This window comes from Bradyrhizobium sp. GW821-FHT13H05 (genome assembly GCF_058804065.1).
Window position 1 is genome coordinate 243,475 of record NZ_JBXAPO010000004.1, and the last position, 22,426, is coordinate 265,900.

Annotated in this window: 23 protein-coding genes; 11 read left to right on the plus strand and 12 right to left on the minus strand. The window is 64.5% G+C overall.

Translation table 11 applies throughout. The annotated features are described in order from the left end of the window. Positions 1-12 precede the first annotated feature (12 nt). From queE to AC1RR3_RS14480, 5 genes are all read left to right on the plus strand, one after another. On the plus strand, positions 13-645 hold the full coding sequence (queE, locus tag AC1RR3_RS14460; RefSeq protein ID WP_492823622.1) for a 7-carboxy-7-deazaguanine synthase: 633 nt from the start codon (positions 13-15) through the stop codon (positions 643-645). Between the two features lie 17 nt (positions 646-662). Then, positions 663-1,028, plus strand: coding sequence for a 6-pyruvoyl trahydropterin synthase family protein (locus tag AC1RR3_RS14465; protein ID WP_492823624.1), 366 nt, complete (start codon positions 663-665; stop codon positions 1,026-1,028). A 4-nt stretch (positions 1,029-1,032) separates the two neighbouring features. Further along, positions 1,033-1,932 (plus strand): oxygen-dependent coproporphyrinogen oxidase, encoded by a 900-nt coding sequence (hemF, locus tag AC1RR3_RS14470; protein ID WP_492823626.1) that lies wholly within the window; start codon positions 1,033-1,035, stop codon positions 1,930-1,932. Further along, positions 1,923-2,675 carry an HAD family hydrolase gene (locus AC1RR3_RS14475; RefSeq protein WP_492823628.1) on the plus strand — a complete coding sequence of 251 codons (753 nt, stop codon included), beginning with the start codon at positions 1,923-1,925 and terminating at the stop codon, positions 2,673-2,675. The genes hemF and AC1RR3_RS14475 overlap by 10 nt, the downstream gene beginning before the upstream one ends. A gap of 355 nt (positions 2,676-3,030) precedes the next feature. Continuing rightward, positions 3,031-3,237 carry a YodC family protein gene (locus tag AC1RR3_RS14480; RefSeq protein ID WP_492823630.1) on the plus strand — a complete coding sequence of 69 codons (207 nt, stop codon included), beginning with the start codon at positions 3,031-3,033 and terminating at the stop codon, positions 3,235-3,237. A 145-nt stretch (positions 3,238-3,382) separates the two neighbouring features. Here the strand turns inward: AC1RR3_RS14480 and AC1RR3_RS14485 are convergent, their stop codons facing one another. Continuing rightward, the gene (locus AC1RR3_RS14485) at positions 3,383-4,318 is read right to left on the minus strand and encodes an ABC transporter substrate-binding protein (RefSeq protein ID WP_492823632.1); all 936 of its coding nucleotides are present in this window, start codon (positions 4,316-4,318) and stop codon (positions 3,383-3,385) included. A 334-nt stretch (positions 4,319-4,652) separates the two neighbouring features. On the opposite strand from AC1RR3_RS14485, the gene AC1RR3_RS14490 reads away from it, so the two are divergent. Next, entirely contained in the window at positions 4,653-5,705 is a 1,053-nt protein-coding gene (locus tag AC1RR3_RS14490; RefSeq protein ID WP_492823634.1) for a hypothetical protein, read from the plus strand. A gap of 90 nt (positions 5,706-5,795) precedes the next feature. Continuing rightward, positions 5,796-6,002: a DUF2158 domain-containing protein gene (locus tag AC1RR3_RS14495; protein WP_492823636.1), complete on the plus strand. Its 207-nt coding sequence runs from the start codon at positions 5,796-5,798 to the stop codon at positions 6,000-6,002. A 218-nt stretch (positions 6,003-6,220) separates the two neighbouring features. On the opposite strand, the gene AC1RR3_RS14500 is transcribed toward AC1RR3_RS14495, so the two are convergent. After that, positions 6,221-7,147, minus strand: coding sequence for a hypothetical protein (locus AC1RR3_RS14500; RefSeq protein ID WP_492823638.1), 927 nt, complete (start codon positions 7,145-7,147; stop codon positions 6,221-6,223). Between the two features lie 485 nt (positions 7,148-7,632). Here AC1RR3_RS14500 and AC1RR3_RS14505 point away from each other — a divergent pair, with 485 nt between their 5' ends. Then, entirely contained in the window at positions 7,633-8,667 is a 1,035-nt protein-coding gene (locus AC1RR3_RS14505; protein ID WP_492823640.1) for an alpha/beta hydrolase family protein, read from the plus strand. A gap of 302 nt (positions 8,668-8,969) precedes the next feature. Here AC1RR3_RS14505 and AC1RR3_RS14510 read toward each other — a convergent pair whose 3' ends face one another. From AC1RR3_RS14510 to AC1RR3_RS14525, 4 genes are read right to left on the minus strand one after another with little or no spacing between them, the layout of a single operon-like run. Then, positions 8,970-9,956, minus strand: coding sequence for a Bug family tripartite tricarboxylate transporter substrate binding protein (locus AC1RR3_RS14510; RefSeq protein ID WP_492823642.1), 987 nt, complete (start codon positions 9,954-9,956; stop codon positions 8,970-8,972). After that, positions 9,953-11,539 (minus strand): hydantoinase B/oxoprolinase family protein, encoded by a 1,587-nt coding sequence (locus AC1RR3_RS14515; RefSeq protein WP_492823644.1) that lies wholly within the window; start codon positions 11,537-11,539, stop codon positions 9,953-9,955. The genes AC1RR3_RS14510 and AC1RR3_RS14515 overlap by 4 nt, the downstream gene beginning before the upstream one ends. Positions 11,540-11,586: 47 nt before the next feature. Further along, entirely contained in the window at positions 11,587-13,209 is a 1,623-nt protein-coding gene (locus AC1RR3_RS14520) for a hydantoinase/oxoprolinase family protein (RefSeq protein WP_492823646.1), read from the minus strand. Further along, positions 13,206-14,444, minus strand: a complete 1,239-nt coding sequence (locus tag AC1RR3_RS14525; RefSeq protein ID WP_492823648.1) for an NAD(P)/FAD-dependent oxidoreductase — start codon at positions 14,442-14,444, stop codon at positions 13,206-13,208. The genes AC1RR3_RS14520 and AC1RR3_RS14525 overlap by 4 nt, the downstream gene beginning before the upstream one ends. Positions 14,445-14,546: 102 nt before the next feature. On the opposite strand from AC1RR3_RS14525, the gene AC1RR3_RS14530 reads away from it, so the two are divergent. Then, positions 14,547-15,461: a LysR family transcriptional regulator gene (locus AC1RR3_RS14530; protein WP_492823650.1), complete on the plus strand. Its 915-nt coding sequence runs from the start codon at positions 14,547-14,549 to the stop codon at positions 15,459-15,461. A 372-nt stretch (positions 15,462-15,833) separates the two neighbouring features. Further along, positions 15,834-16,184 (plus strand): hypothetical protein, encoded by a 351-nt coding sequence (locus tag AC1RR3_RS14535; RefSeq protein WP_492823652.1) that lies wholly within the window; start codon positions 15,834-15,836, stop codon positions 16,182-16,184. Positions 16,185-16,191: 7 nt separating this feature from the next. Here AC1RR3_RS14535 and AC1RR3_RS14540 read toward each other — a convergent pair whose 3' ends face one another. Continuing rightward, entirely contained in the window at positions 16,192-16,962 is a 771-nt protein-coding gene (locus AC1RR3_RS14540) for a sulfite exporter TauE/SafE family protein (RefSeq protein WP_492823654.1), read from the minus strand. Between the two features lie 283 nt (positions 16,963-17,245). After that, positions 17,246-18,094 carry an outer membrane protein gene (locus AC1RR3_RS14545; RefSeq protein WP_492823656.1) on the minus strand — a complete coding sequence of 283 codons (849 nt, stop codon included), beginning with the start codon at positions 18,092-18,094 and terminating at the stop codon, positions 17,246-17,248. Between the two features lie 50 nt (positions 18,095-18,144). Here AC1RR3_RS14545 and AC1RR3_RS14550 point away from each other — a divergent pair, with 50 nt between their 5' ends. Next, positions 18,145-19,368, plus strand: coding sequence for an AraC family transcriptional regulator (locus AC1RR3_RS14550; protein WP_492823658.1), 1,224 nt, complete (start codon positions 18,145-18,147; stop codon positions 19,366-19,368). Between the two features lie 105 nt (positions 19,369-19,473). Here AC1RR3_RS14550 and AC1RR3_RS14555 read toward each other — a convergent pair whose 3' ends face one another. From AC1RR3_RS14555 to AC1RR3_RS14570, 4 genes are read right to left on the minus strand one after another with little or no spacing between them, the layout of a single operon-like run. Then, entirely contained in the window at positions 19,474-20,730 is a 1,257-nt protein-coding gene (locus tag AC1RR3_RS14555; protein WP_492823660.1) for a CCA tRNA nucleotidyltransferase, read from the minus strand. 10 nt (positions 20,731-20,740) lie between these two features. Next, positions 20,741-21,004: a DUF6111 family protein gene (locus AC1RR3_RS14560; protein WP_492823662.1), complete on the minus strand. Its 264-nt coding sequence runs from the start codon at positions 21,002-21,004 to the stop codon at positions 20,741-20,743. Next, positions 21,001-21,672 carry a CoA pyrophosphatase gene (locus AC1RR3_RS14565; RefSeq protein WP_492823664.1) on the minus strand — a complete coding sequence of 224 codons (672 nt, stop codon included), beginning with the start codon at positions 21,670-21,672 and terminating at the stop codon, positions 21,001-21,003. Before AC1RR3_RS14565 ends, AC1RR3_RS14560 begins: the two co-directional genes overlap by 4 nt. After that, entirely contained in the window at positions 21,669-22,280 is a 612-nt protein-coding gene (locus AC1RR3_RS14570) for a DUF1285 domain-containing protein (RefSeq protein ID WP_492823666.1), read from the minus strand. The genes AC1RR3_RS14565 and AC1RR3_RS14570 overlap by 4 nt, the downstream gene beginning before the upstream one ends. Positions 22,281-22,426: the final 146 nt, after the last annotated feature.

Below are 22,426 nucleotides of genomic sequence, written 5' to 3' on the forward strand. Positions count from 1 at the left end.
GAGGAGAGAGCATTGAGTTACGCGGTCAAGGAAATCTTCCTGACCCTGCAAGGCGAAGGCGCCCATATGGGGCGCGCCTCCGTGTTCTGCCGCTTTTCCGGCTGCAATCTGTGGAGCGGCCGCGAGGCCGACCGTCAGGATGCGACCTGCAAATTCTGCGACACGGACTTCGTCGGCACCGACGGCACGCTCGGCGGCCGCTACGCGACGGCTGCGGACCTCGCCGATACCATCGCCGCGCAATGGACCGCCTCCAACGGCAACCGCTACGCGGTGCTGACGGGCGGCGAGCCGTTGCTCCAGGTCGATGCCGACCTGATCGATGCGCTCCACACCCGCGGCTTCGAGATCGGGGTCGAGACCAACGGCACGATCGAGGCGCCCGCGGGGCTCGACTGGATCTGCGTCAGCCCCAAGGGCGGCAGCGAGCTCGTCCAGCAGCGCGGCCACGAATTGAAGCTGGTCTATCCGCAGGCTCTCGCCGCGCCCGAAGCGTTCGAGGGCCTCGCCTTCGAGCGCTTCTCGCTCCAGCCGATGGACGGGCCCGAGGTCACAGAGAACACAGCGCGCGCGATCGACTATTGCCTGCGCCATCCGCAATGGCGGCTCAGCGTGCAGACGCATAAATCGCTCGGCATCAGATAGGACTGGTTTTCGAACAGATGTGGGAATTGACGAAATCGTTCCGCTTCGAGGCGGCGCATTCGCTGTCGGGAACGACGTTTGGTGCCGCCAGTGAAGAAATCCACGGCCACTCCTTCCGCGCCGAGGTGACCGTGCGCGGCACCCCCGATCCCAAGACCGGGATGGTGGTCGATCTCGGCCTGCTCCAGCGCGCCATCGAGGACGTGCGGTTGACGCTCGACCACAAGTTCCTCAACAAGATCGAAGCGCTGGGCACGCCGACGCTGGAAAACCTCTCGCGCTTCGTCTGGGAGCGGCTGGCGCATCTCGGCAAGCTGACCCGCGTCAGCATCCACCGCGACAGTTGCAACGAGAGCTGCACCTATTACGGTCCGCAAGGCTGATCACATGACATCCACATTGGACCCGAGCACGATCGAAGACCGCAAGACCCGCGCCCGCGCCTGGTTCGAGGCCTTGCGCGACGACATCTGCGCGAGCTTCGAGCAGCTTGAGGACGACGCGCCGCAAAGCCTCTATCCGGGCGAGGCCGGCCGCTTCAGACGCACGCCGTGGCAGCGCACCGATCACAGCGGCGCGGCCGGCGGCGGCGGCGTGATGTCGATGATGTCGGGCCGCCTGTTCGAGAAGGTCGGCGTGCACTGCTCGACCGTGCATGGCGAATTCGCGCCCGAGTTTCGCGCCCAGATCCCGGGCGCCGCCGACGATCCGCGGTTCTGGGCCTCCGGCATCTCCCTGATCGCGCACTTGCGCAATCCGCACGTGCCCGCCGTGCACATGAACACGCGCTTCGTCGTCACCACCAAAGCCTGGTTCGGCGGCGGTGCTGACCTGACGCCGGTGCTGGATCGCCGGCGCACGCAGGACGATGCCGACAGCATCGCCTTCCACGCCGCGATGAAGGAGGCCTGCACCGGACCGAACGGCGTCGCCGATTACGACAAGTACAAGACATGGTGCGACGAATATTTCTACCTGCCGCACCGGAAAGAGGCGCGCGGCATCGGCGGCATCTTTTATGACTGGCACGACAGCGGCGACTGGGATGCCGACCTCGCCTTCACCCAGGACGTCGGCCGCGCCTTCCTGAAGATCTATCCTGACATCGTCAGGCGCAATTTCGCGAGCGCCTGGACCGCCGAGGATCGCGAGGAGCAGTTGATCCGGCGCGGCCGCTATGTCGAGTTCAACCTGCTCTACGACCGCGGCACCATCTTCGGGCTCAAGACCGGCGGCAATGTGGACTCCATCCTGTCGTCGCTGCCGCCGGAGGTGAAATGGCCATGACGACACTGAAGCCTGCAATGAAACCTCTGCCCCGCGCCATGCTGATCGACATGGACGACACCATCCTGTCCGCCTATGGCCGGCCCGAGATCGCCTGGACCACGATCACGAACGAGTTCGCCGACGAGCTCGCGCCGCTGCCGCCGCAGCAGGTCGCAGCAGCCGTGCTCGCCTGCGCGCGGCAATTCTGGTCGACCGCGGAGCCGATCTGGCGGATGAAGCTTGGCGAGGCACGGCGGCTCACGGTGCGCGGCGGTTTCGCCGCACTCGCGGCCGCCGGCCACCGTGCCGTTCCCGACGATCTCGCCGATCGCCTCGCCGACCGCTTCACCACCTACCGCGAAGAAGCGATCTTCGTCTTTCCCGGCGCGCATGATGCGATTGACGCGTTCAGGGCCCACGGCGTCAAGCTCGCGCTGGTCACCAACGGCGCCGCCGACATGCAGCGCGCCAAGGTCGAGCGTTTCGAGCTCGCGCATCGCTTCGACCACATCCAGATCGAGGGCGAGCACGGTTTTGGCAAGCCCGAGGAGCGCGCCTACCGGCACGCGATGGAGGCGCTCGGCGTCACCGCCGAGGATACCTGGATGATCGGCGACAATCTGGAATGGGAAGTCGTGACGCCGCAGCGCCTCGGCATCTATGCGATCTGGATCGACGTGCATGGCGAGGGCCTGCCCGAGGGATCGACGATCAAGCCGGATCGCATCATCCGTTCGCTGACCGAGCTGGTGCCGGACTGAGCGTCACCAGGGCGCGACAACAAAAACATCGAAAACAACCCCATGCACAGTAGCGGGCTGCTGCAAAATCAACGGCTTACGGATTTTACGAAATCGTTTGACCCGTCGGGCAAAACAGGCGCATAATGCAATCATCGCGGCGCACGGGACCGAACAGCCCTTGCGCAACCCATCCGACAGGCACCCCTGCCTCTCGCGATGGCGCCGCCCCAGCTTGAAAGTCCGTCATCGAAGTTTCAGCAGCCTGGCCGCGGATGCGCGCTGCCGCAGCACATCCACTGATCCCGCATCCCGTGATCGGTGCGTCATGCCGGCTTGCTAGCTTCTCAAGTCAATCAACCCGAAAGGACCATCCATGGAACTAAAAGCCGGCGATATCGTCATGCTGAAATCCGGCGGGCAGCCGCTCACCGTCGCCGACGTGAAGGGCGACGACGTGCTCTGTCTCTGGATGGGCGTGGAAGGCGATCTGTTTCGCGAGACCCTGCCGCTCGCCGTGCTCGAACACCTCGAAGAGGTGGACGAGGATGATGAAGATGAGGATGACGAAGACGAGGAATAGGCACGCCTGAAGCCGAATCCCAGTCAGATCGGAGTTCCGGCTCCGGCGCACATGATGTCCGCTTCCTCGCCAATCACGGCGCGGCAGCGGACATCGCTGGATGGCGCAGAAGGGTCAAGCCGGACTCATGCAGACAGCATCGCTGTCATTCGATCACCTCGTCAGCGAGCGCCAGCAAGGTCGGTGGGACAACGATACCGAGAGCCGTTGCGGTTTTCTGATTGATCACGAAAGTGAATTTGCTCGCCTGTTCGATCGGGAGGTCGCCGGGCTTGGCACCTTTCAGGATTTTCGCGGTATAGATTCCAGCACGACGCACGCCGTCATTCGTATCAGTTGCATAGGACATCAGCAGACCCGCCCGCGCCCAGTCCGGGTAAGGACCGACAGATGGCTTACGTGATGCCATGACGAAGGTCATGACGCGCGGCAGATTACCAATCATCATGGGCTCGCCCGAGATGTAGAAGGCGCTCACATCATCTCGAAGTCCCGCCGCAAAGGCGCTTTCCAGATCGTCAATGGAATTAAGACCGTAGAAGACGAACTCGTAGTCCAATTGGGCGGCCACTCTTTGCAACGCATCCTTCTCCTTCACCGCCAACGACGTGGGTCCAGTTTGGCCACCTTGAACGGGCGCAATCATGCCGATTCGTGTCAGACCGGGGACAAGCTGTTTGAAAAGCCCAATACGTTTTTGAGTTACCGTCTCCTCGCCGCCGACCGCGTTCATGACATTTCCGGTGATCATCCCGCCCGGATGCGTATAGCTTTGGACCCAACCTGCGGCGACTACGTCGACAGCAACGTTGCAAAAAACCAGCGGTATCTCCGGAGATGAACGCCGATCCGGATGAACGCCAAAGCCTGCCGTGACGAAGACGCGTGGATTGAGCGCGTCCAATTCCCTCGCGAGCTGAGGCAAACGACTGACATCTCCGTCGGCAAACCGCAGGACAAGAGAATAGTTCGTCCCTTCCACGAACCCTTCCTCCTGGAGTCCCCTGCGGAGTGCATTGATTCTCTCCTTGGCAGCTGCGCTATCCGATTTGAAGATCAGCATCATCGCGACCAGCGGCATGTTCGTTTTCGTCTGAGCATACCCTGGTCGAGGTAAGCTCAACGAAGTTGCGCCTATCAGTCCGATGAACTCACGCCTTCGCATGGCCACCCCCGAGGATCAGAACGACACTTTAGCGGCAACCGCCCCCTCGGGAAGAGCCGATAGCACTCAGGTAAACAGATCTGAATGAGGCGTGCGGCCGCTTCGCTTACGGCCAAAAGCCGAGCTCGTGCCGGGCGATTTCTGACAGCTCCCCTGCCCCACTTGACGTGAACTGCTTCACAATCCGCAATCCGGGATTGCATTACCCTCGCCCCATGGGGCGTGGAGTGGAGTACAGGCGGAGGCCACAATGGAGCAGGATCTTCCGAAGGACACAGGACGCGCGCACCCCCCGGCCGAGGCGCCCGGTGTATGGCAGAGAGTTTTGTCATGGGACAGCCGCCTGTCGGTCACCAAGGGATTGACGGCGGTCACTTTGCTGACCGGCCTCCTCGGCGGATACTTCCAGTACATGAGCTCCTATGAGCAAAAGGTCGGTGAGCAAGCCAAAGCCGACATGGACATGGCGACGAAAACCTTCCTCGACATTTCGGAAGCCTTCGCCGAAGTGCAGACGCAGCAGGAGAACATGCTGCGCGAACAGCTCGGTCCGCTGAAAGCGCGGGCACATCCCGCCTTCATACCGGTGGACGCGAAGACGCTCGAACCGCTGTCGGACTATTTGAACGCACGGGCGTCGCTGCGGCGGAACGGCGCCATCTTCGCACGCAAGGCGGAGATCTACATCGATTGGCCCAGCGATATCGGCCGTGACGCAGCGATGGAGCACACCCTCGACCAGGATCCCCTGACGGCATCGCTGCTCACGAAATACAATTTCGATTGCGACAACGAAGCCAACCTGCCGCAATTCAAGGGGGCGATCTACACCGGAGGCGACCCGGGGCGCCCCACAGAAGAACTCTGCAACGACCCCACGGCCGATGGGCTGAAATCCTACGTCAATCTCTGTGCCAGGCGGTCGGACGGGACAATCGACGCCTTGCAGAAGGTCGTCGCCGTCAACTGGCGAAGCGCCAAGCACCACGTTCTGGTGATGCACCATTGCTTCGAGGCACTCCGCAGCCAGCCGAATGCGCTGCAAGTCCCGGCATCGACCAGCGATGTCCCCAATGACCGCAAGCAGGAGACGGGGCCGCGGGACGGCAGCGAGCGCAGTCTGCAGCTTCAGGCCCGACGGCTCGACGCATTCATGACGCTGACCATGGCGCAGCTGGACCGCATCAGGGTGCGGTACCGGCCCACCGGCTTCGTCTGCCACGTTCCATTGGTCCGCGGCGCTGTCGGCTATTTCAGCAACCAGTGCCTGCCGGTACAGCCGGCCTTGAACGAGCGTAGCTGAGACCGATCCACGCGGCGCCTTTGCGTTTTTCGCGTGTCATGACCGCCTGCTAGCCTGTCCTCCGGGTCGATCAACTCGAAAGGACAATCCATGGACTTGAAAGCCGGCGACGTCGTGATGCTGAAATCCGGCGGCCATCCGCTGACCGTCGCGGAGGTGAAAGAGGGCGAGGTGCTCTGCCTCTGGATGGGCGCGGAAGGCGACCTGTTCCGCGAGACGCTGCCGCTGGCCACCCTCGTGCAGGTGGAAGAAGACCACGATGATGACGAAGATGAGGAAGACGAGGACGAGGAGTAGGCACGCCTAAAGCCGCGTCCTGGCTACATCGGAGCGTTTCGCTCCAGCGCTCCTGATGTCCGCTTCTCTGCCAACAGCAGCGCAATAGCGGACATCGCTGGATGTCGCGGAAGGGCCAGAAGCGGACATTCGCTGCCTGCGCCGATATCCGCCAATATATGAGGAATTGGGAGGCGTAAGTGATCAAGGTGAACTGGTTGATCCACATACCCCTGACTTTAGCCCATATCTATTCCTTGCGGAGTCCTCGATCGATGAATTGTCGGGATTCTCGCATCGATGGCGGCGCGCAATTCGGTTAGACCAATAGTCAGAGCGCGCTGTCTGATTGGATCTTTAACCCTCTCAACAAGGGTCTCCATCGCAGCAAAGTCCTTTTCTAACGCCCCAAGTTGGTCAGCTTGCAGCGCAACCCATAAGAGACGGCGATATGTTTCCGCCGCCTCTTCAAACATCCGCACTTGATCATAGGCACGTCGAGTGGCCAGCATCTCGAAATCGGCCGCCGCGGTCAGCATTTCTTTGCGCCCCCGGTCATATTCTCCAACGGCTATCTGAGCACGCCCGTACACGCGGCGTGTAGCTGCTTCCGCTACTAAGTCGCCATTCGTTTTTGCTAATGCCAAGCTCTTTTCATAAAATTCCACTGACTCGGCGGTCCGACCAAGGTCAATAAGGTTGGCTGCCAGCATCATGTGTTCAAAATAGGAAGGAGAAAGTCCCTGTTCATACACTTGTAAGAGCTGCAACGCCTTGGAAAGATATAGTTGGCGCTGATCAATCAAGGCAATGCGATATCCCTGCGACCGTAGACTGCCGTATTCCTCTCCTGAGCTATTCTTGAATTCTTCTAGCTTTTGTCGCGCCGTAATCATCGCCGCAATCGATTCCGTGAACGCTTTCTTTGCGTCCTCAAGATTTTTCTTTCGCCACGACCACCAACTAAAACCTGCGCCAACCATCGATATTAGAAGAGCTAAAGAGCTAATGGTCGTCGTAACAATATCTTTCGTTGTAATGACATCTTCCGTCTTCGCCTTGGAAGAAGCTGTCCGGGAAGGAGCGGTACTTGTTTGCGCTGACACCGAACTGACGGTAATGGCCGCAAAGACGCCTAGCAAAATAATGGCTCGCCGGCCGTTCATGTCCACCTCCAGCTTGTTCAGCCCCGCTCAACGGGTGCAATTGTTGGATATCATCTCGATATCCCAACGGCTGCAAAATGTCATCGACACAGCTTGTTAGACTATACCGTGAAGATTGCTTTTTTCTCGCGGCGCGTGACGGGGCGCCGGAGACCGCTCCGGGTCATAAGCCGCCGTTGACGACTAAGCCCGGAGACTTCCGGTTGGGCCCCGGGAGCCGACGTCCATGTGCACACGCCCTGGGCGAGGTTCGATCCACGGTCGAGGCGCGAATGCCAATTGGGCCGGGATTACGGTGCAGTTAGCGAGCCGCGGATTAAGCCGAGTCGAATGCACTGTAATTGCCGTATTCGCACGCCATTCACATATGACGCCACGACGCCGGTGGGTGAGAACGGAAGCTGCCGCCACGCCTTTAGCGGGGAGCGTGGACGTGAGCTCGCGCGCAAGCTAAATGTTCTCAGTGGCGCGTGTGGGGTGAAGATATGACGACATGGGTCTGCGCAAGATTTCGATCGTTGGGCTTCGATCGGATACCAGGCTGCGTCGTGGTGCACATACGCGCCTTTCTGGTGCTCGCACTCCTGGTCGCCGGCACATCCGCACAGGCAGATCCACAGCGATTCCATGCTGGCATCGCGCGCATCACAGTGCCGGATGTTGTCCCGTTCGACGCCGTGGTCGTCTATCCGACAGACGCGGCCGAAGTTCCCTTTCAGGATGGGCCTTGGATCATTGCCGCCGGCCGCGATGCGCCGATCGCTTCCGGGGCGCGCTTTCCCGTCGTCCTTTTTTCTCATGGTGGAGGAGGGACGCTCAAAGCGGGGGGCAGCCCGCTCCCCTATGCCGACCTTGCCACGTCGCTGGCGCGCGAGGGGTTTATCGTGGTCGCGCCGTTTCACCCCGGCGCTCAGCGCCCTCTCGAAGATCGACCGCGCCATGTTCACAAGGCGCTCGATACGATGTTGGCCGACCCACGCTTCGCGACGCATGCCGATCCTACCCACCTTGCCATGATGGGCTTCTCCTGGGGCGGGGCCGTCGCGCTGATCGCCGCGGGGGCGGCGCCCAGCCTGGCTCACCTGGCGGCCTATTGCCGAGACCGCAGCGACGATCCGAAGGCCTGCGACGATGTGCCGACCGACGGCTCCCTGGCCAACGTCGTCGGCAAGAGGTCGCCGGATGCGCTCGCCGTTAAGGCCCTCGTCCTGATGGAGCCGTGGGGCGCGCTGTTTGATCGGAACGGGTTGATGTCGGTCAACATGCCGATGCTGCTCTATCGCGCGGAAGGCAGCGATCTCAAGGCTGAGGGTAACATCCTCGCTCTCGCGGCGGCATTGCCCCATCCGCCGCGGCAGGAGACGGTGCCGGGCGGCCATTTTATATTCGTCGATCCGTGCCCTCCCGCAGTGGAGGCTGACGCGCCTGCGGCCTGCAAGGATGCTCCCGGGATCGACCGTGCAGCGGTCCATCGACGGATCGAGGCTGAAATTGGAGACTTCCTGCGCCGGAATTTATAGCGTGTGTCAGGATCTGTCCGCCAAAGCACAGGCTTGATCCGCTGGCGCCGTCGAGGCCTCCAGCGCCGTCCTGTAAACCGTCAGGCAGATTTTTGCAGCGATCGCTTCTTCGGCTGCTGTCTCGCCGCGCGGCCCTCCGTCCCGATTCCATCGGGACGGACTTTCCTGGAACAAGCAGCAGCTGCACCCGGCGCTCGGCTAGCAATCGCCTCTCGCGATCGAAGGCGGATTCTTCCAAAGAAAGATAACGCACCGTGGCAACCGCACGGTCAGGCGGTACCGCGCCGGCCTGCGGCGCCAGCTCAATTCACCTGCGCACCGGAATTCTTCACGATCGGCGTCCACTTCTCCACCTCGCTCGCGACAAAGGCCTTGAAGGCCTCGGGAGTCGAGCCCTGGATGATGAAGCCCTGCGCCGCAAAGTAGTCCTTGATGTCGGGAGACTGCATGGCCTTGTTCACTTCCACACTCAGCTTTTCAACCACTTCGGGCGGCGTGCCGGCCGGCGCAAACAGGCCTTGCCATGACAGCGCCTCGAAACCCTTCAGTCCCGCTTCATCCAGCGTCGGCACGTCAGGCAGCAGGGGGTGCCTGGTTTTCGAGGTGACGGCGAGCGCGCGAATCTTTCCGGCCTGGATCTGCGGCAACAGCACCAGGACGTCGCCGAACGTGACCTGGATCTGACCGCCCATGAGGTCGGTGAGCATGGCGGCGCTGCCGCGGTAGGGAACGTGCACCATCGCGACATCGGCCGCCTGCTTGTACATCTCGCCGGTGAGATGCATCGAGGTGCCGTTGCCGGCCGAGCCGAAACTCAGCGCGCCCGGTTTCGACTTGGCCAAAGCGAGGAACTCGGCCGCCGTCTTCGCCTCCACGTCGGGGTTGACGGCCAGCACCAGCGGCGCGCTCACCATCATCGTCAGCGGCGCGAAGTCCTTGATCACGTCGTAGGGCAATTTGGGGTACAGCGCCTGCGCGATGGCGTTGCTGCCGGTGACGCCCGCCAGCAGGGTGTAGCCGTCGGGTGCGGATTTGGCCACGAAATCGGCGCCCAGGGCGCCGCCGGCGCCAGGGCGATTTTCGACCACGACCGGCTGGCTCCAGGCCACGGCGAGTTTGTCTCCCAGACGCCGCGCGAGCACGTCGGTGCTGCCGCCGGGTGCGAAAGGCACGACAATGTGGATCGCCTTGTTCGGATAAATTGCCTGCGAATGACCCAGCGTCGGCAGGAGCGTCGCGAGGCTGGCCAACGCCAGCGTCGCGCGGCGCGAAATCGGGAAGCGGATCATGGGCAACTCCTTGCGAGTGGGGTGGCGGAGTCAGCTGGAGCAAGACGCCCCCAGCCGCCCCCGCCGGCGGTTTCGATGATCAACAGGTCGCCGGCGGACCACGCGATGCGGGCGCGCGCAGGCAAGAGCTCGACCGCTCCGTCCGCACGCAAGACCCGGGCCACCGAATTTGCGCCGGCCCCGCCGCCCTGAGCACCGCGCGCACGGCCGACATGGCGCTCGCCGCGATAGGCGATCCAGCCCTGCCCTTCGAGCAAGCGATAGGCGCGCCGCACGCCGTCGCCGCCGCATTGCAGGCCGCCGCCGCCGCTGCTGCGGCGGATCTCGTAGCATTCCACACGCAGCGGCGCTTCGGCCTCGATCACCTCGACCGGGGTATTGCGCGCGTTGCCGACGTCGGTGGACACCCCGGCGCGGCCGGGCGCGTGAACGCTGGCGCCGGCGCCGCTGGCGATGATCTCGGTGAACATCCAGCGCTGCCCGTCCGTCCGCGTGCCGCTGAGCGCGAGAACGGTGGCGACGCCGGCATGCGGCGCCACGCCTGTCCCGCTTGCCGACTGCGACCACGCACCGAGAATGGCGTTACATGCGAGCTTCACGGTCGCCGTGCGCGCATTGACCGCCGCCGGCAGCGTCGGATTGACAAGGCTGCCAGGTGGCAGCTTCAGCGTGAGCGGCGCCAGGCAACCGGCATTGTTGGGGGCCTCCGGCGCCAGCGTGCGCATGAAGAACAGGGCGGCCGACAGCATCGCCGCCGGCGAGGCGTTGAGCGGTCCCCGCACCTGTGCCGCGCTGCCCTCGAAGTCGATCACCAGCGCGTCACCCTGCTTGCGCAGGCTCACGACGATGGCCACCGGCGCGGTGTCGACGCCGTCGCCATCGAGTTGATCGTGCCAGGTCCATTCGCCGTCGGGCGCGGCGCCAAGGGCCGCGCGGGTCATGCGTTCGGTCTGCGCGATCAAGGCATCGCAGACCTCGGGGAAATGGGGTCCGGTGTGACGCGCGAGCTGCCGCAGTTCGCGCGCGCCTTGCGTCAGCGCCGTCCACTGCGCCTGCAGGTCGCCCCGCAAATTGTCCGGCGTGCGCGAGTTGGCGGCCAGGATGGCGTCGATGTCGGATAGCACCCCCGCGGCGCTGCGCCAGCGCACCGGCGGCAGGCGCAGGCCCTCCTGGTACACTTCGGTTGCATCAGGCGGGATCGAGCCGGCCGCCATGCCGCCGACATCCTGGTGGTGCAGATTGGCCGCGGCCAAAGCAATCACTTCGCCGTCGTGGAACACCGGGTGGACCAAAGCGAGGTCCGGCAGATGAGTGCCACCAGACCAGGGGTCGTTGAGCAGATAGGCGTCTCCCTCGGACATCGTGTGAAGCGGAAAGCGCGCGAGCACGCCTGAAACCGCCGGGATCAGCGATCCCAGCAACAGCGGCAGCGAACGCGCCTGGGCCAGCAACCGTCCGTCCGGCAGGAACAGCGCCGCGGCACAGTCGCCGCTCTCGCGCGCGATCGACGACACCGCGGCGCGCATCATGCCATCCTGCATGCGGTCGGCCGTGCCTTGCAGCGCCAAACGCAGCGGCTCCATGCGGAGCGCAATGGCTTGATCGGGTGCGACGTCGGACGCGCGCGATATCAAGCCTTTGCCTCCAGCGTCAGTGTCTGATCCGGCGTGAGCCGCCAGGACCAGCCCGCCGGCACAAAGGCGGTGGTCATCGGCGTGAACAACGCATGCGGCCCCTCGCCTTGCGGGGATAGCGAATCCGACAGGCTTTCGCTCGCCGCCAGGCGGACGTCGCCCTCATCAGGACTGCAGAGCATGCCGAGCGCTGCCATCACGCCGGCGTGCGGCATCACCAGCACGCGGCGCATGCCGGCCAGCTCGGCGATCTCGGCCGCATGCTGTGCGCCGCCGCCGCCGATGGCGACGAGCACCGCGTCTGCCGGATCGAGGTTGCGCTGGAAGGCGTGAGTCTTGAGCGCCTCCGCCATCCCGGCGGCGGCCGCGCTCACCACGGCCTCGGCTGTTCGCGGCACCGATAGACCGAGCGCACCGGCGACATCGCCGAGCGCGCGCCCGGCGGCGGCGCGGTCGAGCACGATCCCGCCAGCCAATCGGGGCGGCAAGCGGTCGAGGACGCACAGCGCATCGCTCAGCGTCGGCAAGTCACCGCCCAGACCAAAGGCGGCCGGCCCGGGCCAGGCTCCTTGCGAGCGCGGACCGAGGCGCAGCGCGCCGCCCGGCAGCACCGACACCACGCTGCCGCCGCCGATGCCGATCGACGTGATGTCCGCGCAGCGCTGGCGGATCGGCAAGCCGCCGCAGTCCAGCGCCTCGGTAAAGGTCGGCCTGCCGTCGCGGAGAATGCTGATGTCGGCGCTGGTGCCGCCGACATCCAGAATGATCGCGGGACCGGAAGTTCCGAGGCAGGCGGCCACGCCCTGCAGCGCCGCGCAGGGACCGGACATGGCAAGGCCAATCGGCTGTTCGGCGAGGTCGCGCCAAGGGACAGTGCCGCCGGCCGATCGCATCAGGCGCAGCGCCGGCAGACCGCGCACCGTCAGTGCCTCGGCCAATGCGTGCAGATAATCTGCCGCCAGCGGTTTGGCATAGGCGTCCAGCGCCGTGGTCAGCCAGCGCTCGAACTCCCGCGGTTGCGGATCGACGTCGCTGGACAGGGACACATACAGGCGTGGAAGGCGCGCATGCAGCGCAGCCCGCAGCGCGCGCTCATGCGCCGGATTGCGGTGCGAGAACAACAGACCGACCGCCAGCGCGCGCACGCCGGCCGCGCTCACCGCATCCGCAATGGCGTCCACGGCCGACAGGTCAAGCGGCTCGACCTCACGCCCGTCGGCGTCGATCCGCCCGCCGATTTCGAAACGCAGCGGCTCCGGAAACAGCTTTGCTTCGGGCAAGGCCGGCGCGATCACCGGCTCATAGAGCTCCTTGCGGTCCTGGCGCGCCAGGACCGGCACGTCGCGCATGCCGCGCGTCAGGACGAGGGCCACCGGCGGCTCGTTCAACTCCAGCAGCAAATTGGTGATGACCGTGGAGCCGTGCACCACGCGGTCGATGTCGGCTGACCCGATGCCCGCCTGCGCGCACAATTGATCGAGTGCCTCGACGACCGGCTCCGCCAGCCTTCGTCCGGCGCGCGGATATTTGAGCGCCGTGATGTGCCCGTCGCTGCGCAAGGCTACCGCGTCGATGAAGGTGCCACCCATGTCCAAGGCGAGCGACCAGGACGCGGTCAACGGAATCGCTCCGGCGAAAACGGCGTCAGGTCCACCTGCGTCGGCCGTCCGGCCACCAGATGTGCGATCTCGCGGCCGGTCGCCGCACCCATGCACATGCCCATATGGCCGTGGCCGAAGGCGAGCCAGGCGTTGTCGGCCGCGCGCACCGGGCCAACCACAGGCAAGCTGTCCGGATGACAGGGACGATGGCCCATCCAGCGCGTGACGGACGATGTGTCCAGATGCGGGAATAATTGCTGTCCCTGGCGCAGCAGCGCGTCGGCGCGCGCCATGTTGGGCGGCGCTTTCAAGCCGGCGAACTCCACCGTGCCGGCGAGCCGAAGGCCCATGGCCATCGGGTTGACCATCAGATTGTGCTCCACCGCCATCACGGTGTGGCGCAGTGCCAGGTTCGAGCTCTGCACGGTGACATGGTAGCCGCGCTGGGTCTCCAGCATCACCGGGCTGCCGAGCGTTGCCGCCAGCGGGCCCGACCAGGCCCCGGCCGCCACCACCACGCCATCCGCCGCCATCGGCTCGCCGCGCTCCAATCGCACAGCCGTGACGCGCCGGCCCTGACGCTCGAAACCGCGGACGCGATCCCGGACGTGGCGCGCGCCGTCGCCGATGCAGCGATTGTAGATCGCCTTGACGAGGGCGGACGGGTCGGACGTGGAGCCGTTGTCGGGCGCCAGAATGCCGAAGCGAAAACGTCCCTTCAGGTCCGGCTCGAGGCTTTCCAGCTCGTCCTGTTCGACGTCCTGCATCCGCACGCCCAGCGATCGCCGCAGGTTCATGCCCCAGGCCCACTGCGCCGCCGTCTCGCGCGAGGAAAAGACGTACAGGCAGCCGCTCCGCCGCACCAACGCCTGCGCATCGGCATGGGCGAGCAGCGGATCGTAGCAGTCGAAGATCGGCGCCAGCAGCGAACGCAGCGCGGTGGCGATGCGTGTCACCTCCTCGCGCGACGAATGGCTGAGCATGCGCAGCAGCCATGGCGCCACCAGCGGCGCATAGGCCCAGCGCACCGTCAGCGGTCCCAGGGGATCGAGCAGCCAGCGCGGCACCTTCTTCCACATGCCGGGCATGCCCACCGGCAGGCAGGCGCTGGGCGACAGCGAACCGGCATTGCCGAACGAGCAGGCCTCGCCCGCCTCCAGCGGATCGACGAACGTCACGGCATGGCCGTCGCGCTGCAGCCAGGCCGCGGTGCAAGCGCCGACAATTCCGGTCCCTATGACGACAATGTGCATCGAAAGGAATTCTGAGAAATATTTCACCCATCACACAAGCGAATTCTTTTAATACTGTCATCAGGTTTTCTGATAACCGATCCATTCGCGCGAGGATATGTGATGCGGCCCGACGTTCTCTCCACGCTCAGCCTGCGCCAGATGCGCGCCTTTGCCGCGGTGGCGCGCGCGGGCAGCTTCACGGCGGCGGCGCGGCAGATCAATTTGACGCAGTCGGCCGTCAGCATGCTGGTCCAGCAGCTGGAGGAGACCCTCGGGCTGAAACTGTTCGACCGCGGCGCGGTCGTGTTGCTAACGGCGGCCGGCGAGCAATTGCTTCCGCTGGCGCGCCGCATCCTGGACGATTTGCAACAGATCGCGGAGGGCGCTTCGGACCTTCGCTCGCTTCGCACCGGCCTGCTCCGCGTGGTGGCGCCGCAGATGCTGGCCTGCACCTGGGTGGCGGCGGTGCTGGGCGAATTCGAGCGGGCCCATCCGGATGTCGGCCTGCGCGTGACCGACGCGATGGCGGACGAGGTGGTGAGCATCGTGCGCCGGGGCGAGGCGGAACTGGGCGTCGGCCCCGAGCGCGCCACCGGCGAGGATGTCACCAGCACGTTCCTGATGGATGTCCCGATCCGGGTGGTCTGCTCGGCCAAGCACCCGCTGGCGCAGCAACGCGCCGTCTCGTGGAAAAAACTGCGCGACGAGCGCTGGGTGATTTATTCCAGCGAGTTCAACCGGCATCTGGAGAGCCTGCTGCATGCGCACGACAGCTCGCTTTCCATGCAGACCGCCGTCGAGGTCAAATATCTGACCACCGCGCTGGCGCTGGTGGGCGTCGGTACCGGCCTTGCAGCCGTTCCCGACTATGGACGGCTGTTCGCGCCGAATTTCGACGTGCGTTTCATCAAGCTGCGCGCTCCGGACATCCGCCGCCGCTACTATATCTATCAACGGCGGGGACTCGTGCTCTCACCGCCCGCGGAGGCGTTCGTCAAGCTGCTCCGCCAGCGCGCGGCACGCAACGAGGGATGAAGCCGTGCCCACGAATTTGCGAGCGCACAGGGCGAGTCGCCCTGATCCAGATGCGCTTCGACGGAGAGCGCAGGGACGCGTTCGATCCGTTGCTCACGGATGCCGATCGCTGGCGCACCAATTGCACTGGACGAAAAGGCTGACTAGGAAGTTCGGATGAGCACCGAATCGCCTCCGAATTGGCCAGCTATGGAGCCACCGCCATTCCTCCCCGCGCCTCGTCGCCGATGGCCGCTTGTGCTCTTCACGGTCGTTGTCCTGGCACTCGCAGGCGCAGGGGCGTCGTATGCCTGGCTGAACCCGGGATTGTTCGGTCAGTCCGCCGGGCGCGAGGCAGGGGAAGCCGACGGCGGATCCAATGACCGGGCGATCATGACGGACCTGCTCGCCGCGCAACAAAAAACGGCCGACGACCTGGCAGCGATCGACAGGGCCATCGCTGACCAGCAGGAGCAGTTAAAGGCGATCGTCAGCCAACTTGCCGACCTCAGTTCGAAAATTGACGCACTGAAGAGCCCGGCCCCGCAGGTATCGGTCGCACCGGCTCCGCTGCCTGCGCACACGGCCGCGATGCCAGCGGCTTCAGTGCCTCCCGTCGCGCCAGCTTCGACAGCGCGCGTCCCCCCAAGGCAAAAGAAGCCGCCGCGCGTAACGACCCCGACGGGTCCGATATCGGTCGGGGGAGCGCCGTTGAACGCGACGCCCGACACGACTGTGCGCTGAGCCGGGTCTACGCGATCAGCTGCCTCGCCGCCGCCGAGATCATCACCAGCCCGCCGGTGATGACCGCGGCGTCGAGGATCGCGGTGTGGATATGCACCGGCATCCGCTCGACGAAGGCTTTTGCGAGGAACGCACCGGGGATCGCGATGCCGCCGATCAGCAGCGCGAAGGCGAGCACCTGCGCAGTCACCGCGCCGGCGAGCCCGAACACCGAGATCTTGATGAGGCCGGTGCCGAGCGAGATCATCGCATCGGTCGCGATCACGGCGGCGCCTTCGAGGCCGGCAGCCATCAGCAACGAGAGCAGGATCACGCCGGAGCCGGAGGTGCCGCCGACCAATACGCCATAGCCGACGGAGCCAGCGGCAAGGCCGGTGTCGCCGATCCTGACCTGGCGACGGCGAAGCACGCGGCGCAGCGGCACGCTCAGGATCAGCATGGAGCCGATCACGAGCGCGGCACCGGCATTGGTGAGGCGCGTATAGCCGTAGGCGCCGAGCGCGGTCGTCAGCGCGGCGCAGGCGAGCACGATCAGCGCGCGGCGGCGATCGGCATAGCGGACATAGGCGAGTGCACGGCTGGAATTGGTGAAGATCGCGGAGATCGCGATGATCGGCACCACGGGCTCGGCGCCGACCAGCGGCACGAGGACGAGTGGCATCAGGGCGCCGGTGCCGTAGCCGGCGAGACCACCGATGATCGAAGCAAACAACGCCATCAACGCAACCAGCAGGAGCTGGAAAATCGAGATGTCGGCGAAGCCCGAAACGATGGTCACGTTTTCCCGTCGCGGCCGACGTGGGCCGCTGCTTGATTGGCGATGGAAGCGAGTGCGGCTTCCTCTAGTGGAAAATCCGCCGCAAGCCAAGCGTCTTCCGCGCGTGTCAACACATGTTGAGCGGCAGATGATCGCAGGCGGGTCTGCGCCTGCTATCACCCCTCTTGCGACAGTGGCGTTCGGGAGCACCGCATATGCGAGGCCGCCACCGGCCGTCCAGCAACGTCTGTGACGAGGAGGCCGCAAGGCGCCGGGTTCTGATTCAATCAGAACCGAATAGGCCCTAGAAGCGATAGTTAAGACCGACGCGCGCAGTGCTGAAGGTGGCGCGGCCGACATTGGCGCTAATCGAGGCCGGCGTATCGCCGGGAATGAAGACCGCCAGAGCCGTTTCGGTGATTTTCTTCCCGGCAAGGCTTACATATAGATATTCGGCCTTGAGGGTCATGCGCTCTCCGAGCGCGTATTCAAATCCACCGCCCACCGTCCATCCGGCAGTTACGTCGCGCGACACGCCGGAAAAGCAGGTGGCGCCGCTCGCGCATGTGAAGCCGCTGTTGTCGGGCAGTCCATTGGCTGTGAAACCAACGGTACTATTGTTGATGTAGCTTCCGCTGCGCGTGACCTGACCATAGGCCAGACCACCGGTGACATAGGTCAACAAAGTGCTGGTCGGCAGGTAGCCGAGGCGGGCCCGCACCGTGCCGAACCAGTCGATCCGCTCGTCAAAGGGTGCCGAGTATGGACCTGGAATGGGCACTGGGGGCATGACGCCGGAACTCATGCCTGAGCCTTTGATGCCGGACCAGTTGAAATCGGCCTCGAGGCCGACAAGCCAGCCCGTGCTGAGCTGCCGGTTGTAGCCGAACTGCAATCCGCCGAGCGCGCCCGACGTCTTGAACGACGCTGGTGGCGGGATGCCGTCGGAAACAGACCAGAGACGGGTAGCGTCATCGTTCGGGGCATAACTCACGTCGCGATCGCCCCAGCCATAGCCAACGTTCACACCGGCGTAAAATCCGGTCCAGTCATAGACCGGGACGGGCTTTGCCTTCACCGGCAGGTCGGCAGCCGATGCCGGCGACAGCATCATGGCCGAAACGGCAAATCCGGCCGCGATCAATTTTCTCATGTTCGGTATTCCCAGCAAGTCCCTCGTTCGGAATCACTACCGGGCCGCGCTTGGGTCGTCTTGTCCGCGAAGGTGCTGGGCTTGATCCAAACGGCACGGCGCCAGGACCGCCGCTGAATGTGGTTTCCGCGCAACGGTTGGCAGCCGAAAACTTGACCTATCCGGCATTGAATTTGACCTGGAATGCACGGCGGTCCGCTTTTGCATCACGTCGGTGGACAGGTGGGCGGATGCCTTTCACGCGGCCTCATGATACCAATGGAACCGGCACGCGAGGATTATGGACAGATATGCCGAAGGTAGAATTTTCATCGGACCAGCTTCCATCCCACCTGAACGACAAGGCCCGATTCCGCCTGTGGCACGACATATGGATGGAGCAACTGGGCAAGGCGGAGATGAAGCACGCCGAGGACAAGCCATTCTACACCGCGTCGAAGAATGTCCTTCTTGGCGAATTGAGCGTCGGCCGGTTTGCCACGACGACCGGGCACTATGTGCGCACGCGCAAGCACGTGGCCCATGATCGCGACGACATTCTCGTCGGCTTTTATCGCAGCCCCCAGCCGCAACTATGGACAGTCGGAAACCAGGGGTTTGAGCTGAAACCGGAAAGCGTCGTCGCCTTCAACATCGCCCAACCGGTCTCGAGCTTCACGGACGGCCTCACTTCATGGAATTTGGCCTCCATCCCTCGTGCGCAAATCCTGAAACTCGTTCCGCATGCCGATCATCGTGCGGCGATGTTGCTCGACCCGGCCAATCCGGCGGTGCGGCATCTCGAGCGCACTATCCATTTTCTCCTCGAAGCCGATGAAGTCTACGAAGACCCGGAGTTGACGCGGCGCGCCAAGGCCATGCTCGGAGACTTGATCGTGCTGGCACTGGGCGCGCGCGGCGAAGTCGCGGAGATCGCGGCGGAACGCGGCTTGCGCGCCGCGCGGCAGCGCGAGCTGATCGCAATCATCGAGAAGCGCTTCGCCGAGCCGTCGCTGTCGATCACGGCCATCGCCGATGGTCTCAAGCTGTCGCGCCGCTATGTGAGCGATTTGCTGCTCGAAAGCGGCGCGACATTCTCCGAGCGCGTCCTTGAACTGCGCTTGCAGAAGGCGCGGGCCATGCTGTCGGACGTTCGCTACGACGACACCAAGGTGAGTGACATCGCCTTTGCCTGCGGCTTCAATGAAGTGACCTACTTCAATCGCCGCTTCCGCGATCATTTCGGCTGCTCACCGACGCAATATCGAATGGGAACGAACCACGGCGATACATGACTGGATTTGCAGTCGGACGCCGGCGCGCCGGTTTCGCAAACAACGCCATCAACGCGACCGGCAGGAGCTGAAAGATCGAGATGTCGGCGACGCCCGAGACGATGGTCAAGTTTTCCGTTCGCGGCTGATGCGTGCCGCAGCTTGATCTGCGATGGACGCGAGCGCGGCGTCCCCGAGTGGAAAATCCGCCGCAAGCCAGGCGTCCTCGGCGAGTGTCAACACATGTCCGAGCGCGGGCCCTTCCGCCATTCCGCGCGCGATGAAGTCGGCGGCGCGCAGCGGAAATTTCGGCGGAGTCCAGCGCTGCGGCAACTCGGCGAGCGCACGCCATCGCGATGAATGCACGTCGCTCGCGGCGCGCGCCCAGCCGAGCAACACGCGATCGTGATAGCGCTCGGCGCCGAGCCGGTAGAGCAGCCGTCGTGCGCTGGCCTCGTCCTTGGTGGCAAAGCGCCACCAGCGGTGTCCCATCGAATCCAGCGCCTTGGCCTCAGTATTGGAGAGCCGGAGGCGCGTCGCGAGGCGCTTGGCGTCTTCCGTCACGGCGACGGTCAGCGCGGCGAGGCGCCGCGTGCTGCTCGCGGGCAGGCCAAGCTCGCGCTCGATCGCGATCATCATCGTCAGCGGCCCGGTATAGGCAACGCCGCCGACCAGCGCCTGCAGCAATCCGCCATCGGCCATCGCCAGCACCGCCGCGGATGCACCGCCGGCCAGCAGCAGCTTCAGCATCTCCATGCGCACCCGCTCGGCCGACAGGTGGGCCAAGCCTGCGCGTCCGCGGATGCAGGCGAGATAGCCGTCGCGGTCGGGCTCGCCGGCGCCGAAGGCGGCGTGGATGCGGAAGAAGCGCAGGATACGCAAGTAATCCTCGGCGATGCGCTGGTCAGGATCGCCGATGAAGCGCACGCGGCGCGCTTTGGCATCCGCGATCCCGCCGACATGGTCGTAGACGACACCCGCCGCATCGACCGACAGACCGTTCATGGTGAAGTCGCGCCGCTCGGCGTCCTTCACCCAGTCGCGGCCGAACGCGACCTTGGCCTTGCGGCCGAAGGTTTCGGTGTCCTCGCGCAGCGTCGTGACTTCGTAGGGGTGACCGTCGATGACCAGTGTGATGGTGCCATGATCGATGCCGGTCGGCACGCTCTTGATGCCGGCAGCTTTCGCGCGCCGCACCACCTCTTCGGGCCGCGCCGTGGTCGCGATGTCGATGTCGCCGGGCGTCAAGCCGAGCAGCGCGTTGCGGACGGCGCCGCCGACCACCCGCGCCTCCTCGCCGTCGGCGTTGAGCAGCGCCAGGACACGCGCGGTCCCGCCTGCGGTCAGCCAGGGCGCATCGGCAAGGATCGGCTCCGCGCTCATCGTGCCGCCCTTATCTTTCCACGCCCGGCACCAGCTTGCCGTTCTCGATATGGGCGGGAATGTAGGTCGAATCCGGCGCGGCGCCGGAGTAATGCGCAAGCCCGATCAGGCCTGCGATCACCAGCACGAGCGCAGCCAGGACAAGGCGCGCAACGATGGCGACCGGCCAGGAGGATCGCGCAAACAGTCCGGACCGGGTGGCGGCCAGGAACAGCGCATAGACGACAAAGGGGATGAGGAAGATTCCGATCTCGGTCAGGACCGGCCGGATCATGATGAATAGATCCGCTCATACAGCACACGCAGCATGCCGGCCGTCGCACCCCAGATGTAGCGCTCCGCGAACGGCATCGCGTAGTAGAACCGCTCCATGCCGCGGAATTCCTTGCTGTGCAGCTGGTGGTTCGCCGGATTCATCAGGAAGGATAGCGGCACCTCGAACGCGTCATCAACCTCGGAATGGTTGATGGTGAGGTCAAAGCCGGGCCGCACCTTGGCGACCGTCGGCAGGATGCGGAAGCCGAAGCCGGTCGCGTAGAGATCGAGATAGCCGATCGGCTCGACGAAGTCTCTGGACAGCCCGACCTCCTCCTCGGCCTCGCGCAGCGCCGCATCGAGCGGGGACGAATCGATCGCGTCGATCTTGCCGCCGGGGAAGGCGATCTGGCCGGCGTGGTCGTTCAGATGCGCCGAGCGCTGCGTCAGCAGGACGGTCGGCTCGGGACGGTCGACCACCGCGATCAGGACCGCCGCCGGCCGCACCGGCTGCTCGCGCGCGACGATCTCGAGCATCTTGTCGGTGCCGGGATCGCCCGAGGCGGGAATGATGTTGGGATCGTAGAGACCGGGCGGAACGTCGAAGCCGAGTTTCGCCCTGGAGCGGGCAAAGAAATCCGACGCGCCGACCGCGACGGGTTCGCTCCTCAGGATAGGCTTGTTCAAAGCGCGGCCCTCACCTGCTCCGCGTCGGCCATGGCGAAGAATTCACCGGCCGACTCGACGCCGAACATCGGCTGGCCATCGACCATCCGCTCCTCGCCCATGTCAACAAGATCGTAATAGAGCGCGCGGGTGACCTTGGCCCAGAGATCGGCGCGGACATGCAGGTAAGGCGTCAGCCCGCCGTCCGCGGCCTGCTCGAAGCGCAGCCGGTGCGCGGCATCGCATGTCACCCAGTCGTCGACATTGGTGCGGAAGCTCAGCACGCGATGGTTGTCCTCGCCGTCTTTCTGCATTTCGACCGCCATGAACGGCGCGTCGTCGACGCGGATGCCGACCTTCTCCACCGGCGTCACGAGGAAATGCTTGTCGCCCTCGCGCTTCAGGATCGTCGAAAACAGGCGGACCAGGGCGTGACGTCCAATTGGCGTCCCCATGTAGAACCAAGTACCATCGTTAGCGATTCGGATGTCGAGATCGCCGCAAAACGGCGGATTCCACAGATGCACCGGAGGCAGACCCTTTTTGGCGCCTTCGGTACTGGCAGCACTTTTGGCGGCGGCAGTCAGCCCCTCAAGACCGTGTTCGGCGCTCTGCCCTTGGTTCGCCATGGTTTGCCCTGACTTTGTCGTTTGGCACGATTGGTGCAAGTCTGCTTTGTACGTCTACGTTGTAAGGCGGTGCGCGGTTCCACCCCGGATTAGTCCGGTGTGGAGGTCGCCACTTCGTGATGCCCTACATAACCCTAAGCCGATAA

Bases quoted from the DNA above. Each gene is read 5' to 3' on its own strand.
- AC1RR3_RS14465 (WP_492823624.1), top strand. From the start codon at position 663: ATGTGGGAATTGACGAAATCGTTCCGCTTCGAGGCGGCGCATTCGCTG.
- hemF (WP_492823626.1), top strand. From the start codon at position 1,033: ATGACATCCACATTGGACCCGAGCACGATCGAAGACCGCAAGACCCGC.
- AC1RR3_RS14475 (WP_492823628.1), top strand. From the start codon at position 1,923: ATGGCCATGACGACACTGAAGCCTGCAATGAAACCTCTGCCCCGCGCC.
- AC1RR3_RS14480 (WP_492823630.1), top strand. From the start codon at position 3,031: ATGGAACTAAAAGCCGGCGATATCGTCATGCTGAAATCCGGCGGGCAG.
- AC1RR3_RS14485 (WP_492823632.1), bottom strand. From the start codon at position 4,318: ATGCCGCTGGTCGCGATGATGCTGATCTTCAAATCGGATAGCGCAGCT.
- AC1RR3_RS14490 (WP_492823634.1), top strand. From the start codon at position 4,653: ATGGAGCAGGATCTTCCGAAGGACACAGGACGCGCGCACCCCCCGGCC.
- AC1RR3_RS14495 (WP_492823636.1), top strand. From the start codon at position 5,796: ATGGACTTGAAAGCCGGCGACGTCGTGATGCTGAAATCCGGCGGCCAT.
- AC1RR3_RS14500 (WP_492823638.1), bottom strand. From the start codon at position 7,147: ATGAACGGCCGGCGAGCCATTATTTTGCTAGGCGTCTTTGCGGCCATT.
- AC1RR3_RS14505 (WP_492823640.1), top strand. From the start codon at position 7,633: ATGACGACATGGGTCTGCGCAAGATTTCGATCGTTGGGCTTCGATCGG.
- AC1RR3_RS14510 (WP_492823642.1), bottom strand. From the start codon at position 9,956: ATGATCCGCTTCCCGATTTCGCGCCGCGCGACGCTGGCGTTGGCCAGC.
- AC1RR3_RS14515 (WP_492823644.1), bottom strand. From the start codon at position 11,539: ATGGAGCCGCTGCGTTTGGCGCTGCAAGGCACGGCCGACCGCATGCAG.
- AC1RR3_RS14525 (WP_492823648.1), bottom strand. From the start codon at position 14,444: ATGCACATTGTCGTCATAGGGACCGGAATTGTCGGCGCTTGCACCGCG.
- AC1RR3_RS14530 (WP_492823650.1), top strand. From the start codon at position 14,547: ATGCGGCCCGACGTTCTCTCCACGCTCAGCCTGCGCCAGATGCGCGCC.
- AC1RR3_RS14535 (WP_492823652.1), top strand. From the start codon at position 15,834: ATGACGGACCTGCTCGCCGCGCAACAAAAAACGGCCGACGACCTGGCA.
- AC1RR3_RS14545 (WP_492823656.1), bottom strand. From the start codon at position 18,094: ATGAGAAAATTGATCGCGGCCGGATTTGCCGTTTCGGCCATGATGCTG.
- AC1RR3_RS14555 (WP_492823660.1), bottom strand. From the start codon at position 20,730: ATGAGCGCGGAGCCGATCCTTGCCGATGCGCCCTGGCTGACCGCAGGC.
- AC1RR3_RS14560 (WP_492823662.1), bottom strand. From the start codon at position 21,004: ATGATCCGGCCGGTCCTGACCGAGATCGGAATCTTCCTCATCCCCTTT.
- AC1RR3_RS14570 (WP_492823666.1), bottom strand. From the start codon at position 22,280: ATGGCGAACCAAGGGCAGAGCGCCGAACACGGTCTTGAGGGGCTGACT.